This window comes from Methyloversatilis thermotolerans (assembly GCF_000372885.1).
Lineage (GTDB): Bacteria > Pseudomonadota > Gammaproteobacteria > Burkholderiales > Rhodocyclaceae > Methyloversatilis > Methyloversatilis thermotolerans.
This window is the reverse complement of sequence record NZ_KB889967.1, coordinates 1,003,509-1,017,605: the sequence shown is the minus strand read 5'-3', so window position 1 is coordinate 1,017,605 and position 14,097 is coordinate 1,003,509. Positions and strand designations below refer to the sequence as shown.

13 protein-coding genes are annotated in these 14,097 nt (G+C 63.8%); 1 reads left to right on the top strand and 12 read right to left on the bottom strand.

Annotated elements, in window-relative coordinates; genetic code table 11:
• Positions 1-5: 5 nt before the first annotated feature.
• A complete protein-coding gene (locus A3Q7_RS0104145) occupies positions 6-389 on the top strand; it encodes a YidH family protein (protein WP_018410594.1) in 384 nt (127 codons plus the stop codon).
• A 227-nt stretch (positions 390-616) separates the two neighbouring features.
• Here the strand turns inward: A3Q7_RS0104145 and A3Q7_RS0104140 are convergent, their stop codons facing one another.
• The 12 genes from A3Q7_RS0104140 to A3Q7_RS0104085 form a co-directional block, all read right to left on the bottom strand.
• Positions 617-928, bottom strand: a complete 312-nt coding sequence (locus tag A3Q7_RS0104140) for a hypothetical protein (protein WP_157278092.1) — start codon at positions 926-928, stop codon at positions 617-619.
• 113 nt (positions 929-1,041) lie between these two features.
• On the bottom strand, positions 1,042-4,422 hold the full coding sequence (locus A3Q7_RS0104135; RefSeq protein ID WP_026224468.1) for a pilus assembly protein: 3,381 nt from the start codon (positions 4,420-4,422) through the stop codon (positions 1,042-1,044).
• On the bottom strand, positions 4,419-4,961 hold the full coding sequence (locus A3Q7_RS0104130; protein WP_018410591.1) for a pilus assembly PilX family protein: 543 nt from the start codon (positions 4,959-4,961) through the stop codon (positions 4,419-4,421). Before A3Q7_RS0104130 ends, A3Q7_RS0104135 begins: the two co-directional genes overlap by 4 nt.
• Positions 4,958-5,950: a prepilin-type N-terminal cleavage/methylation domain-containing protein gene (locus A3Q7_RS0104125; protein WP_018410590.1), complete on the bottom strand. Its 993-nt coding sequence runs from the start codon at positions 5,948-5,950 to the stop codon at positions 4,958-4,960. The genes A3Q7_RS0104130 and A3Q7_RS0104125 overlap by 4 nt, the downstream gene beginning before the upstream one ends.
• On the bottom strand, positions 5,947-6,390 hold the full coding sequence (pilV, locus tag A3Q7_RS0104120; RefSeq protein ID WP_040570668.1) for a type IV pilus modification protein PilV: 444 nt from the start codon (positions 6,388-6,390) through the stop codon (positions 5,947-5,949). The genes A3Q7_RS0104125 and pilV (A3Q7_RS0104120) overlap by 4 nt, the downstream gene beginning before the upstream one ends.
• Positions 6,387-7,010 carry a GspH/FimT family pseudopilin gene (locus A3Q7_RS0104115; protein ID WP_018410588.1) on the bottom strand — a complete coding sequence of 208 codons (624 nt, stop codon included), beginning with the start codon at positions 7,008-7,010 and terminating at the stop codon, positions 6,387-6,389. The genes pilV (A3Q7_RS0104120) and A3Q7_RS0104115 overlap by 4 nt, the downstream gene beginning before the upstream one ends.
• Before the next feature lie 126 nt (positions 7,011-7,136).
• Positions 7,137-7,583, bottom strand: a complete 447-nt coding sequence (locus tag A3Q7_RS0104110) for a type IV pilin protein (RefSeq protein WP_018410587.1) — start codon at positions 7,581-7,583, stop codon at positions 7,137-7,139.
• Between the two features lie 13 nt (positions 7,584-7,596).
• On the bottom strand, positions 7,597-11,187 hold the full coding sequence (locus tag A3Q7_RS0104105) for a pilus assembly protein (protein WP_018410586.1): 3,591 nt from the start codon (positions 11,185-11,187) through the stop codon (positions 7,597-7,599).
• A 19-nt stretch (positions 11,188-11,206) separates the two neighbouring features.
• Complete coding sequence (locus A3Q7_RS0104100) at positions 11,207-11,863, bottom strand: pilus assembly PilX family protein (RefSeq protein WP_018410585.1); 657 nt, start codon at positions 11,861-11,863, stop codon at positions 11,207-11,209.
• Positions 11,863-12,933 carry a prepilin-type N-terminal cleavage/methylation domain-containing protein gene (locus tag A3Q7_RS0104095; protein ID WP_018410584.1) on the bottom strand — a complete coding sequence of 357 codons (1,071 nt, stop codon included), beginning with the start codon at positions 12,931-12,933 and terminating at the stop codon, positions 11,863-11,865. The genes A3Q7_RS0104100 and A3Q7_RS0104095 overlap by 1 nt, the downstream gene beginning before the upstream one ends.
• Complete coding sequence (gene pilV, locus A3Q7_RS0104090) at positions 12,930-13,397, bottom strand: type IV pilus modification protein PilV (RefSeq protein ID WP_051079106.1); 468 nt, start codon at positions 13,395-13,397, stop codon at positions 12,930-12,932. The genes A3Q7_RS0104095 and pilV (A3Q7_RS0104090) overlap by 4 nt, the downstream gene beginning before the upstream one ends.
• Positions 13,394-14,083: a GspH/FimT family pseudopilin gene (locus A3Q7_RS0104085; protein WP_018410582.1), complete on the bottom strand. Its 690-nt coding sequence runs from the start codon at positions 14,081-14,083 to the stop codon at positions 13,394-13,396. The genes pilV (A3Q7_RS0104090) and A3Q7_RS0104085 overlap by 4 nt, the downstream gene beginning before the upstream one ends.
• Between the last annotated feature and the right edge of the window lie 14 nt (positions 14,084-14,097).

The window sequence follows — 14,097 nt, the reverse complement described above, 5'->3', positions numbered from 1 at the left end:
CCGGAATGTCCGATCTGAACGATCCGCGGGTGTTTTTCGCCGCCGAACGCACGCTCATGGCCTGGGTGCGCACGGCGCTGGCACTGATGGCGTTCGGCTTCGCGATCGAACGTTTCGCGCTGTTCGTCGCCATGCTCGGCGGTGCCCATGCGGCAGGCGACGTGTCGCACATGCCGGCGCGCGGGCTGTCGTTCTGGACTGGCGTCGCACTCATCGCATTCGGCGCGCTTTCGGTAGTGGTGGCCACGCACCAGTACCGGCGCGTGCTGAGCCAGCTCAGACCGGTGGAAATTCCCGACGGCTATCATCTGTGGCTCGCACCGGCGGTGGCGATCGGAGTCGCGCTGACCGGCTGTGCACTGGTCCTGCATCTGTTCCAGACCGGGTGAACCCGACCGGTAGCCGGGTGCGGCGGGTCGGATGAACAGACAGTTCGCGGCCGGCTGGACCGCGTCGCCGGAAGGCCGGCATCGAAGCCCTCTGCAAAGCTCCTCTTAACTTCTGAAAACAGTAATTTTCAGAAGAATAAGAAATGGGAAAGAACGCAAGGCGTTGAGTATTCGATGATTGTTTCCCTCAACCTCCGGATGTGTTCGCGGCAACAGCCGTCACGCAGTCACGGCCGGTACGGGCGAATGCCGGCACCCGCGCGCACATGGGTCAAGGTACCGTCGCTGCCGGCGGAAAAGCTGATGGACGTGTCCGGAGGCAGTTCGCTGATGCGATTGGCGCGCCGCGACCGACCGCTGGAATCCACCACGTAAACGATGGTTTTGGGGCTTGTCCGGTACTGTTTCCCGTTGATGGTTACCGTGCCGCTCGCGGCGTCGATGCGCGACACCACGCCCTGTTCCTCGTACAGCGACGGGCTGGCGAGCGGCGACACCGCGTCCTGTGCACGCGCTGGCGCGCCGCCCAGCGAAGACACCAGCGCGGCGCACAGCACAGAGCGAAAAATGGCGCCCCGCGGGTCTCGTTGCCGCACTTGCGCATCGGCGCCCGCTCGTTCCCGCGCCCGCCTGCCAACTTGCTTCCGCATGCTCAATCCCTCACCAGTTCCTTCCACGATACCCGTCCGCTGCGCAAACCGTCGGACACCGTGCGCGTGCTTGCGGTGCCGTCCGAACCGCCGACCACCTGCTGCTTGCCGATATTGAGCGGGCTTCCAGGAAGATTGTCCTTGCTGTAGCCGCTGCCCACCACCTTGCTGCTGGTGCCGTTGCCATTGGAAAGATCCACCCGGTCGCCCGAATCCACGCTGCCATTGCGGCTGAAATCGAAAACATCGAAGTCCTGCCGGCCGCCGGTGAAAGGATTGACACCCAGCACCCAGCCTTGACCGCCAGGTTGGCATGAATCGTCACTGGGAATGAGCGTGCTCACGAACAGCGTGGTGGTCGACAGAATGGGCGCAGACACGATGCGCTCGCCTTCCGCGCCATTGGCGGGCGACGTGAGATCCAGATACCACCCGCGCTTGCCACTCATGGTCGCTCCGCCGTTGCTGTCCCCGGGTTTGGACACGACACGATAATTGTCACCCTGCCCGGTCGCGCCCTCCTCCAGGATGCGACGTTCCGCCAGATCGCTGCGAGAACCCACGGTGCTGCCGCTGTCGTACAGGCCGTACCAGGTCTGCGTCGCCACACTCGAAAGATCGGCCGATGCCAGGTACTTGCCGGTGCCGAAGAACACCCACAACTTGCGGTCGGCCGGATTGAAACCCACGCTCACACCGCTGGTGATCGGCTGCACCGCATTGGTCGCACTGCGTGCGACGAACAGCGGCTGCGGAGCCGTCGTCGTGCCATAGCCGACTCGCCATTGCGACGGCGTGGCGCTGCTCAGATCGAACTTCCACAGATTGCCCAGCAGATCGCCGGCATAGAAATAGTCCATGTCGCCGTCCCGATCGACATCCACACCCTCGGCCGGAGCGAGGCCATTGGACGCTGACGACGATCCGCTCAAGGTGTCGATCTTCGCCAGCAGCGCGCCGGTCGCGATATTGATCACGAAAAGCTGCGCACGCTGGCTGTCGCTGTTGTAACCATTGCCGACGATCACCGCCCAACTGCCGTCATTCAGGCGTGCCACGACCGGTGCGCCGTTGAGCAGGCCCAGTTCGGCATGGGTGTATTCCCACAGTACCTTGTTGGCCGAGAAAGCATCCGGATCGGTGATGTCGAGCGCGTACAGGCTGCGCCCACCACGGCCCTGACTGCCGATCAGGACGGTTCTCCAGGCGCCGCCGGTATGCACCTCGGCGACGACCGGACTGCCGTCGTGCATGAATTTGTGTGCATACGTGGTGCTCGACAAGGTTTTCATCAGTGCCAGCGCACCGGCCGGCGCATAGCCGAAACGCTCGCTGCCGCTGCGCGCATCGAGCGCGTGCAGGAAACCGTCGTTGGCTGCGACATAGACCGTTTCTCGCCGGTTCGCCACCGCGCTGCGATGTGCCTGATAGGTGCTGGCGCCGGTCCAGGAGAAACGTTCCAGTCGCAGGTCGGCGACCGGCCCGACATAGACCGGCGCCGAGTTCACGATGTCGCCAAGAATCGACGTGCGATTGCGGTAGCTGCCGCCGTTGCGGGCCTCGTTCGAAGTGACGCCGCGCAGGTAATCCAGCACCGCGGAACTGCCCAGCGTGGTTTGCTGGCTGGCGCTGAGATTCGCCCACTGGAAGGCGATGCCGGCGCTGCCTGACCAGGTGTAGAGCGCCCGGCTCGCGGGCGTCGGAATGTTCTCCGAGGCTTTCCAGGTCGGCGTGGCGGCCAGTGAGCCATCCGCGTTCAAACGCGTGGCCCACAGATCGCCGGTCCAGTTGCTGCCGACGAACCGCCCCTGGTAGATGAGGGTGGTGGCGTTCGGCGCCGTGCTCGAGGCCGCTACGGTACCGCCGGATGCGACGCGCTCGCCGATATCGCCGAGCATGTTCGACAGTCCGTCGACGAACTGCGACGGACTGGATGCGTTTACGAAGGCGCCGCGGCCGTTCAGGCTGGCGTGCCACAGATCGTCGATCTTCGCCGGCGAACTGTCGGTCGGATCGGGCCAGCTCTTGGTACCGGCGGTCAGCGCGGCCAGATCGCTGGCAGGGTCCAGAGTGCCGCTGGTGCCCAGCGAGAGGCCGAAGGTCACCATGTGCTGCCAGTTGGCCGAATCGCGCGATGAAGTCGGCACCTTGTTCGCCATGCCTGTCCTGAGATCGCGCTTGTAGTAGTACATCGCCACGTCGGCCAGCGTGTTGCTGTGGCTGTCGCGATAGGGACGCGCTTCGCTGCCGTCAGCGTTCTGGTCGGCGGGCAGCGTGAAGTTGTCGCCCCAGTAGCCATCGGTGGTGAGTATGGTGAAGGACTGCCGACACGCCAGCGGCTGGCGGTGCACGCTGTCGGCCCATGGATCTTCATCGCCGGTGCGGCTCTCGTAGTAATTGCCCGCCCAGTTCAATGCGGTGCGCAAGGGCGTGCCGCTGGTGCCTATGGCGGTCAGCAGCAGTCTGTTGAACCAGGTTTCACGGTTGGTTCCGCTGAAATTTCCGCTCGTCGGAATGAGCATTTCACCCGAACCATTGATGGTGCGGAATCCCACCCGGTAGTTCTCGCCCAGCGTACCGAAAGCCCGGGATGCGCCGGCACGCGCGGCCAGAATGCGGCTGCGGTAGTAGCTGAACCAGTTGGCGAAATTCTGCGTCTCTTCCGCCACCGTCCGGGTGATGCCGCCCGGCCAGGTGAAGCTCGTCACTTCGACTTCCGCCCCGCCGATCGGGTCGCGCTTGTAGGCCCGCGTGCCGCGGATCTGGTATTTCGTGTAGCTCCCGGCGCTGGTGCGCGAACCGCTGCCGCGATAGATGTAGAAGGTGATGGGATAGAACTGCCGGTTGCACGGCACGTTGCACACGTATTCAGCCTGGTTCTGCCGGGTGTTGCCGGTGTTGGCGAACCAGCGGGCAGACAGGTTCTGCTGCGCGGTCAGATCCAGGGTGCCGCGCGTGGTGTCGGCCGGGTTGTACGGCGCGGCACTCGGAGACACATTGCCGAACGAAGCACCTGTGTGCCTCAGCCACGGGTAGTAGTTCGTGTTCGGGTCGTAGAAGTTCTCGTTGTTGTCGGGCGAGCGACCGAAGTAGTTATGGACATTGTTGTCATCGAAAGTGGGTACGTCCTCGGGGTAGTTCCGGCCGCCATACAGTCGGTCAGGCACAGGAAACAGGTAGTTCGAGAAGTAGAGCTTTTCATCCGGCATCACCTCCCACTGCATGGACCCGGAATCGTCGAGCAGGAACATGATGTTGGGCGCGACCGCACTGCCGATCATGATGGGCGTGTCGGAGATATCGACGGCCGCGCGGGCCCCGGCCATCCAGGCAAGAACGCTCAGCGCGAGAGCGAGCGGCATGGATATCGATCGCAACGTCATGGAATGTAGGTGGTCTGCAGCAACACGGCCGGCCGGCCGGCTACCGGCGCGCTGCGGGCGGTCACGCGGTAGCGCGGCTTCAGGCAGTCGGATGCGATGGTGGTCACCGTGTCGCAATCGGGCGTCGAGGGCCAGATGCCGAGATCCTCGATGATGTACTGCGGTGCGCCGGCCGCCTTGCCGCGGGTGTCGCTGTCCGCAGCCTCCCACCAGGTCGATGCATTCACCCATATCGTTGCGGAGGCCTCCCAGCGATTGGCGAAATCGTCCCCACCCGGTGCAGGTTGCGGATACATGCCGGTCACCGTACCGTCGAAAGGACCGGCGGTGCCGGCGGCGATCAGGGCTTCGGCCTCGCGCAACGCGGATTCGGCGGACTGGAAGGCGATGGCGCGATCATAGAGATTGGCGCTCATGCGTTCCTGCATGCTGGTTCCGCGCATGCTGGCGAGCCCGAGCAGGGTGATGGCAACCAGCAGCAACAGCGCGACCACCAGCGTCACGCCACGTTGCGTCCGCATGCGATTCGCCGGGGTCATGACAGACGGTTCCTCAGCGTGACGACATGGGTGAGCGTGCGGCGCACACGATCGGTCACCGCTGCCGGCCGGTCCGGCTCCTCGATCACCAGTTGCAGGCGCACGCCGGTGACGCTCGTCCAGTCGCTCACCGCGGATGCCGCGACATAGGCGCTGCCGCCTTCCAGCAGGTAATCGACCTGCAGATCGATCACGCCGTCGAGCACCTCTTCGGCCACCAGCGACAGCGTGCCCGCGTTGTTCTGTGGCGCCACCCGGAACAGGGAGCGACTGGTGGTCGAGCTGCGTCCGGTGTTGCCGACATACCAGGCCAGCGATTCGAGCTTCATCACCACCGCATTCGCCTCGTAGCGGTAGGTCTGACCGTTCTGGCTGCAGTCGGGGGGATTGGCAAAGCCCAGTCCGCGGCTGCAATTGCCCGGGCTGCCGTCCGGTGCGTGTGCCACCGTGTTCGTGCCGGCCGCGCTCACCTGGAACAGGCTGGCCTGGCTGAAATTGCATACGATGGCGAGGTCTCCCGCCGCCAGCCCGGCGTTGCGCGGACTCAGCGTGATGGTCTGGCTGGCGGTGTCATGCGACGACACCGTATTCGGCTGGCTGCCACTGCGCATGATGTGCAACGCCGACGTGCCGGTCGCGCGCTGGCCGACCGCACTGCCAAAGGCGGCGCCGGAGAATGCGTCCGAACCGCCATAACCGCGCAAGCCACCGTTCCACTGGGTCCACCACAGCGACGAAGGACTGTTCAGGATGTTCACGAACTGGCGCGCGCCGCCACAGGAATTCAGTCCGGCTTCGCGCAGATCGCGCGCCAGCAGTTCGAAGGCGATGCGCGCCGATTCCTGGATGCGCGACAGCCCTTCCGTCGTGTCATAGGTCTGGCGGTTGCCCAGCATGAGGCTGATCGCGGCGGCGGTGATGAACAGCCCGATGGCGAGCGCGATCATCAGCTCGATCAGCGAACTGCCGCCCTGCCCCAGGCGCTTCACAGTCGCGCCTCGATGCGGAAGGTCTGGCTGGCCGATCCACCTGCCACACGACTGTCGTCCCAGCGCACAGAAATGACGCAACTGGCGGCCGCCCCCGTGGAGCACGCAATGCCGCCGCAGGCGGTAGATCCCATGCTGGTCCGCAGATCGCCGATCCATGCCGCAAGCTGGGTCTGCACGAAGGTCGTGCCGGATGGCGCCACGCAGTCGCCGGAGGGTAGCGCGAGGTTGTAACTGCCGCTGCGCGCGGCCACCACGTCGGCGCGCAGGCGGTCCAGCATGGTGTAGGCGGCCAGCACCGCGGCGCTGCGCTCGTAGGAACTCTGGTTGGCCCTGAGCGAGGCCATCTGCAGTCCCGCCACGCCGAGCAGCCCGACCGCGAGCACGAAGATCGCGATCATCACCTCGATCAGCGACACGCCAAGCTCAGGCGTCCTCATCCGGCCTCCGGTGCGGCACAGTCTGACGAGGTGACGCGGGACACGCTGAGGCGGCTGCCGCCGGACACCCGCACGTCACGGGCGTTCTGCTGCGCGCTTCCCGAACTATCGCACAACCTGAGCGCCACGGTTTGCAGCGACGTCTGTCCGGCGGCGCGGGCCAGTCCGTCAGGGCGGAACACGATGCGGTTGCCGTCGCCCGCAAGCAGGCTGCCCGCCACTGCACGGAACCTTCCTGCCTGCAGCGCGTGCGCGCGAACCAGCACTTCGTCCGGATTGTTGCTCGCGTCCGGGTTGTACTGACCGCTGGCATCCGCATCGACAAAGAGCATCCAGGCCAGCCAGCTTCCGTCTGCATCGGCAGCACAACCGCTCGCGGCATCGACCTGCCCCGCCGACATGCCGGCACGGCACAGCACCGTGCGACGGTTCAGCCGTATCGCCTCGCTGCGCGCCTGACCGAGAGCCGCGAGCAACTCGTTCGCTTCGCTGGTGAGACGGTTGCCCGTAATCAGGGACTGGAAGGAGGGGGCGGCGAACGCGGCGATCACGGTCAGTATGGCGACCGTGATCATCAGTTCGAGCAGGGTGAATCCGCGAGGGGCGCTGAAGAACTGCATGGCGGCAAGAAGACAAGGGATGCCGGATTAACGGTCATCCGTCCTTGCAGCTTGAGGGCACTCAGGTCAAACAGTGTTGCGGACGGACAATGCTGGACGCGGAAGTCCGCCCGCGAGCGTGCGCAACTACTTCCAGCACGCGGCCACGATACCGCTGGCCTGACAGCTTGTGGCCGTGCCCGAGACCCCCTTGGTACCGGCCTGATCCAGGGTCAGGGGGCAACCGCATTTCCTGTCGCCGCTCGCCTGCCCGCCCTGCGGCGTCGCGGTAAGCGTGAATGCACGCGCGGAAACGATATTGGTGTTCCAGGTGTAGAAGTTGCCCAGATCGGTCTCGCACTGGATGCCACCGACGTTGGCGCCGGTGTAGAACATATTGGTCGTGAAATAACGCTCCATGAGCTGGGCCTTCTGCGACAGACAGCCAGCCGCCGTCGCGCGCCGGCTGTCGATCACGTACTGCGTGTAGTTCGGATAGGCGATGGCGGCAAGGATGCCGATCACCACCACCACGATCATGAGCTCGATCAGCGTGAAACCGCGCTGCAGCGATGCGGCCGTGTTCCGTTTCATTCCAGTCATCCCCTTATTCGGAAATCAGCTCGCGCCACGAGATGCGGCCATAGCGACCGGGCAGGTTGAGCCTTTCGAGCAGTTTCTGCAGATCGGACGTGCCGACCAGCGCCGTGCCCTGACCCGGCTTGTAACTGCCGCCGCCGACGGTCGATCCGGTGTCACCGGTATCGCCGCCGGTATTGTTGCCATTGCTCGAGCCGCTGCCGCTCTGCCCGCCCGATCCGCTGCCGTCATTGCGCAGCAGGATGGGCTGGGAAGGCATCGACGCGATGCGCACCCCGCTTACATAGATCTGTTTCTGCTGCTCTCCCACCGTGAGCGTCACCTTTGCTCGATCCGCGAACAGGTCGGCATCGAGACGCCCGCCGGTGTAGGGGTTGATACCCATCAGCCAGCCACTGCCTCCAGGTTCGCACGGATCCTGAGCGGGAATCGAACTGGTGGTGAACAACGCTCCGCCACTCAGGTTCACGCCGAACAGCATGCGCTCCCCGCTGCCGGTGCTGTTTGGTGCAAGAAGATCCAGATACCAGCCCTTGCGGATGTATGCGCCGTCGGCATCCGTGACCGCCTGTCCGCCGGAGGGATCCCCGGGTGCCGACAACACACGTACCGTCGTACTGACCGCGGCATCCCCCTGTCCGACAGTCTGCGTCGATTCCGACAGCACAATCCGTTGCGCCAGGTCACTGCGGCCTGTTACCGGCGTCGCACTGCCCGCCGCGCCAGTGTAATTGTCATAGAGACCGTACCATGTCTGTACACTTGTATTGCTGCGGTCAGATTCGCCGAGAAAGCGTCCGGTACCGAAACTGATCCAGCGCGTATTGGTATCCGGGTCCAGCATCAATGAAATTGCGGACGTGATCGGCTGGGGGGTGCCATTGCTGTCCCTGGCCCGGAACAGGGGCAGCGGATTCTGGGACGTGCCGAAAGACACCCTCCAGTTCGACGGGTTGTCCGAAGTCACATCGAAACGCCACACATTGCCACGCAGGTCACCAGCATAGATGTAATCGACGTTCCCGTCGTCGTTGTCGTCCCAGGTCGACACTTCCGCAAGACCATTGCTGACGCATGGATCATCGGTTGCTGCGCATCCGCCGGTATCGATCTTGCTGATCAGTTCGCCGCTCACTGCATTGACGATGAACAACACGCCCTTGTAATCGGCGCTGTTGTAACCATTGCCGACAAGTACAGCCCAGGCGCCGTTGTTCATGCGCCGTATCTGCGGCGCACCGGTGAAATAACCGAAATCGTTGTCGCTGAACTGCCACATGAAGAGCTGAGAGGCAGGGTTATCGTCAGCAAGCGCCGCATTGCTCACATCCAGCGCGTAGAGTTGGCGTCCGCCTCGACCGCTGGATCCGACCAGCACGGAACGCCAGGCACCCGTGCTGCGAACGTTGTCGAATACCTCGGACACAACCAGCTGACCGTCGTTGATGAAGCGATGGTCGTAGTTCGGGCGCGTCAATTGATACATGCCGGCTATCGCCCCCGACGGCGCGAAACCATAGCGCTCGGCCCCGGTCGAGGCGTCGAAGGCGTGCAGGAATCCATCATTCGCGGCAACGAATACGGTCGCCGCCCGGTTGGCCTTGTTCGCGCGATATTCCTGGTAGCTCGACGCGCCTTCCCAAGCGTATCGGTCATAACCGAGATTGGCCGGACTTGTCACGAATATGGGCGACGAGTGCACGATGTCGCCGATGTGCCCGTCGGACGTGCGATTTCGGAAAGATCCGCCATTGGTGACCTCACCCGATGCGTCTCCACGCAGATAGTCTATGACTTCCGAATTGCCGCTCAATGCCGCCTTCTGAGTGTCGCTCAACTGATCCCATTCGAACTCGACCGGAGAGGTGCCATTGTGTGTGAACAGGCGCCTGCTTGCGGGTGCCGGCAGTTGTTCGCTCGCCTTCCATGTCGGCGTGTCGGGAATGGTGTTTTCGCTGGTGACCGTGTATGACCAGACATCACCTGTCCACGTTTCGCTGGTGAAGCGCGCCTGGAACAGCCGCCCTCCGGCTGTGAGCTGATTCGCCGAAATGCCCAGATTGGCGGCCGAAGCGGTCCGCGCGACGATGGCATCGAGCGCGCCTTTCAAGCCATCGGCGAATTCCTGCGGGCTGGAGGCACTGACGAAGCGGCCACGGCCGTTCACGGTGGCGTGCCACAGGTCATCCAGCTTGCCGGTATCGTTCGACACGCTGGGCCAGGTCTTGGTCCCCGCCGTCAGCGCGGGCAGATCGCTTTCCGGATCGAGGCTGCCTTGCAGGCCGAAGGCGACGGCGAAGGTGCTCATGTGCTGATGCATATAGCTGCCTTCGCCGGCATCGCCAGCGGTGCGTGGCACCTTGTCCGGGATGTCGCTGCGCAGATCACGCGTGTAGTAATACGCCGCGATGTCACCGAGGGTAAAACTCTGTTCGGCATCCTTGTAAGGCAACGCCAACTGGTTGTCTCCCGTACCGACCGAAGAATTGACGCCCTTCACGCCATCGAGCGTGTCGTTGTAGTAACCATCTGTGGTCAGGATGGCATAGCTCTGCCGGCAGGCCAGAGGCGAACCGCCGACATCGGGTCCCCAGGGTGCGGACGTGGAGAAATACTCGCCGGCATTGGCGAGCGCCACACGCAGCGGGGTGCCACCACTGACCGTGGTCGCGAAAAGCCGGTCGAAGAAATTTGTGCGATTGGTTTCGGAAAAGCTGCCGGACGTGGGAATGTCCAGCCAGCCACTCGTGCTGTTGATCTTGCGGAAGCCGACGCGATAGTTCTTGCCCAGGGTCGAGAACGCGTAGCTCACGCCGCCTTTGGCCGCATTGATGCGTGAGCGCGCATAGGTGAACCAGTTCGCGAAGTTCTGCTTTTCCTCGGCTATCGTGCGCGTAATGCCATTCGACCAGGTGAAGGCGCTCAGGCTTTCGGTCTGCCCGGTTTCCAGGTCCAGCCGTTCCGCGTTGTTTCCGCTGATCCGGTAGCGGTAGTAGCTGTTGCGCGCGCTCAAGGCACCGCTGCCCTTGTAGACGAAAAAAGTCATCGGCCAGAATGACTTGCTGCACGAAAACGAGGCGCCGCATGCGGAGTTGCTGTTGATTGCGAACGAGAAGGTGGTCGCGACGGTGTTTCTCGACCAGCGCAGGGTTGCATTCTGCTGCGCCGTGAGGTCGACCGTGGTGGTACTGTCCGGGGCCATGGGCGCTGCTGTCGGCGAGGCCTCGTCGTAGGTCGTGCCATCGGCCTTGCGCCACGGGCGATAGGTGACGGTCGGGTCGTAATAGAGCCGGTTGATGGTGCTCGCGCGCGCGGCCAGGTTCAGGATGTTGGCGTCATCATAGTCCGGCGTGAAGGTGAGGCTGAGCGAGAACCGCAAGGGATAGTCGATGGAAAACGACGAATAGAAGGCATCGGGCAGGGTTTCCGATTCCATGGACCCCGAATCGTCCAGGATCATCAGCACATTGGGCGGCGCCGTGACATTGATGACCAGTGGCAGGTCGGACAACTCGGTCGTAGCGGATGCCAGCATGGCATGCGAGAGAGCCAGCGCAAAGGCCAGTCGGCGCATCAAGGGCTGGATGAGTTTCATCATGTTCTTCGCTCCGCTGCAATCAGGGACGATAGCTCGTCTGCAATACGACATTGGGCATGTTGTCGACCGGCGGCATGCGTGCGGTCACGCGGAAGCGCGGACCCTTGCAGCTCGTGTTGCCGGCCTTGCCACAGCCGGTGCCGTCCTCGAATTCGCCCATGTACTCGATGATGTATTCCGGCACGCGGTTGGAGCCGAGCCGGCTCTTGGTGGCCGTGCTGGCGTTGTTCCACCAGGTGGTGGCCTGGCGCCATTGCGTGGTCGGATCGTTCCAGCGTTCCAGATAACTGGCGCTCGTTCCCGATGATGACTCGCTGGATTCGCTGCTTTCAGTCGCAGCACTGCTCGTCGTGCTTGATCCACCGGTCTCGCCACCCGACGCATAGCTCACCGCACACGTCGGCGGCGTGCCGTTGGGCGGGCAGTACAGGCCGGAGCCGTTGCTCACGACCGTGGTCACGGTGATCGTGCTCTCCGCCTCGCGCAGTGCCGATTCGACCGCCTGGAATGCAAGGTTGCGATCGAACATGTTGGCGCCCATGCGTTCCTGCATGCTGGTGCTGCGTATGCTCGCCAGCCCGAGCAAGGTCATCACGATGAGCAGTACCAGTGCGATCAGCAAGGTGGCGCCGGACTGTCTGCGCCGGCTGCACGCGGGTCGGTGGAGGGCGGCCATCACACGCGGTTCCTCAGATTCACGACATGGGTCAGGGTGCGCGTCACGCGCGGCACGGTCGAACTGGTGCTGGTCCGGTTCTCCGGCGACTCGATGGTGAGCACGATCTCGACGCCGGACACCTGCCTCCAGTCGAGGCCGGTCTGCGTCGCCAGCACGTATTCGCCAGCGTAGGTGATGTAGCGGATCTGCAGGTCGCTCACGCCTTCGACGATTTCCTCGATGACCGGCTGCGCCACCATATTGCCGGTCCCGTTGCCGCGCACCGATATGCGATACAGCGAGAACGGGCTGCGATCATTGCTCGCGCTGCCGTTGTACCCGACATACCAGGTAACCGGCTCGAAACGCATCACCAGGGAACCCGGCGGAAAAGTCTTGTTGGCGGTAGTGCTGCAGGCAAGACGGAAACCCAGCGTATTGGAGCAGTTACCGGGCGCGCCGCCGGCCGGGGCCGCATGCGCGACCGAATTGGTCGCCGCGTCCACCGAGCTGGCCTGGAACAGCGTGGTGTCCTCGTAGTCGCACACCACAAGCAGATCGCCGACCGCGAAGCTGTGCGCCTGGTTGTTTGCCCGCTCCAGCGCCAGCGAATAGGCCGGCACCGAAACGCCATGCACGGTGGTTTCCGTGGAACCCGGGTTGTGCGCCCGCACCGGAAGCGCCGTCGTGCCACTGGTCATGATTTCCAGCGCATCCGAATCCGCCTTGCGCTGCATTTCATCCGTGCCGGTCGCCTGAGCCGTGGTGGCCTGGCTGCCCTCGTAGCCTTTCAGCCCGCCTTCCCAGTTGGTCCACCATTGCGCGGTCGGATTGCCCAACAGATTCATCACGCGCACGCCGCCACTGCAGGCATTGATGCTCGCGCCGCGCAGATCGCGCGACATCAGTTCGAAGGCGACGCGCGTACTTTCCTGGATGCGGGCGAGCGCTTCGGTACTGCGGTTGGCCTCGCGATTGTTCAGCACGATGGCCACCGCGCCGGCGGAAATGATCAGACCGATCGCCAGCGCCACCATCATTTCGACCAGCGTGACGCCGTGCTGAGACTGGACGGAACGCATGCTCATATGCCGACCTCCACCGAGAAGGTCTGGGTCGAGGAACCGTTGGCCACCCGGCTGTCGTCCCACTGTACGGTCACCGCGCACGACAAGGTCGAGGTGCTGCAATTGATCGCACCGCATGCGCCGGTTCCCAGGTTGGTGGACAGTTCCGCCAGCCAGTTGCCGATGTCGCGCTCGACCTGCGTACTGTTGCCCGTCGGACCGGTGCAACTGCTGTTCTCGCCGGAAGGCAGGCTGCGGTTGTAGCTGCCCTTCAAGGCTTCTGCACGGTTGTTGCGCATGCGCTCGATGATGGAGGTGGTCGAAATGATGGCGGAATTTCTTTCGAAAGCGCTCTGGTTGGCCTTGAGCGCCATGGTCTGCAGGCCGGCGATGCCCAGCATGCCGAATGCCAGCACGAACAGGGCCACCAGCACTTCGATCAGCGACACCCCCTGCTGATCGAATCGCGATCCGTACCTCGTCATGAACCGCCACCTCCCGAACCGCTGCCATCCTGCGTGGTTTCCGACGCTTCATCCTCTTCCGTGCTGGCCGCAACCGCGCTGCACCCCGTGCTGCTCTGATTGGTCTGCCGGGTGACACTCATCCGGCTTCCGGTCACCAGCGATACCACGCGCATGTTCTGCGTGGCCAGCGCGCCGCTCTGGTCGCATACATTGACGCTTGCGCTCTGCAGACCGGTGGCGCCATGCGCTCGCGCGAGGCCGTCCGGACGGAACACGATGCGGTTGCCTGCTGCCCCCAGCGTGGCATCCGACACGAAGTTCAGCGACGTGCCCACGACCTGGGTGCGAATGATGGTTTCGTTCCCGTCGAACACCCCGTCCGCGTCGCTGTCGATGAACACGGCCCAGGCTTGCCACGGCGTGGCGTCGGCGGTGGTGACGCAGCCCGAAGTTGCCGTCAGCACCGCCACGCCGTTGCTGCTGGTCGTGCGACACAGGATGACGCGACGTTGCATGCGGACCGCCTCGGAGCGGGCGAGATTCAGTCCGGCGATCAATTCATTGGTATCCGCGGTCAGACGCGACGAAGCGATCAGGCTCTGGAACGCGGGCATGGCGAAGGCCGCGACGATGGCCAGGAGGACGACCACGATCATCAGCTCTATCAGCGAAAAACCGGTCTGTCGCGAAGGTCGCGGAAACATGCTGTCAACTTTCC

Coding starts and splice junctions, on each gene's coding strand:
- A3Q7_RS0104100 (WP_018410585.1), bottom strand. CDS start 11,863: ATGGCCGCCCTCCACCGACCCGCGTGCAGCCGGCGCAGACAGTCCGGC.
- A3Q7_RS0104115 (WP_018410588.1), bottom strand. CDS start 7,010: ATGCAGTTCTTCAGCGCCCCTCGCGGATTCACCCTGCTCGAACTGATG.
- A3Q7_RS0104130 (WP_018410591.1), bottom strand. CDS start 4,961: ATGACCCCGGCGAATCGCATGCGGACGCAACGTGGCGTGACGCTGGTG.
- A3Q7_RS0104135 (WP_026224468.1), bottom strand. CDS start 4,422: ATGACGTTGCGATCGATATCCATGCCGCTCGCTCTCGCGCTGAGCGTT.
- A3Q7_RS0104095 (WP_018410584.1), bottom strand. CDS start 12,933: ATGAGCATGCGTTCCGTCCAGTCTCAGCACGGCGTCACGCTGGTCGAA.
- pilV (WP_040570668.1), bottom strand. CDS start 6,390: ATGAGGACGCCTGAGCTTGGCGTGTCGCTGATCGAGGTGATGATCGCG.
- A3Q7_RS0104085 (WP_018410582.1), bottom strand. CDS start 14,083: ATGTTTCCGCGACCTTCGCGACAGACCGGTTTTTCGCTGATAGAGCTG.
- pilV (WP_051079106.1), bottom strand. CDS start 13,397: ATGACGAGGTACGGATCGCGATTCGATCAGCAGGGGGTGTCGCTGATC.
- A3Q7_RS0104110 (WP_018410587.1), bottom strand. CDS start 7,583: ATGAAACGGAACACGGCCGCATCGCTGCAGCGCGGTTTCACGCTGATC.
- A3Q7_RS0104105 (WP_018410586.1), bottom strand. CDS start 11,187: ATGATGAAACTCATCCAGCCCTTGATGCGCCGACTGGCCTTTGCGCTG.
- A3Q7_RS0104145 (WP_018410594.1), top strand. CDS start 6: ATGTCCGATCTGAACGATCCGCGGGTGTTTTTCGCCGCCGAACGCACG.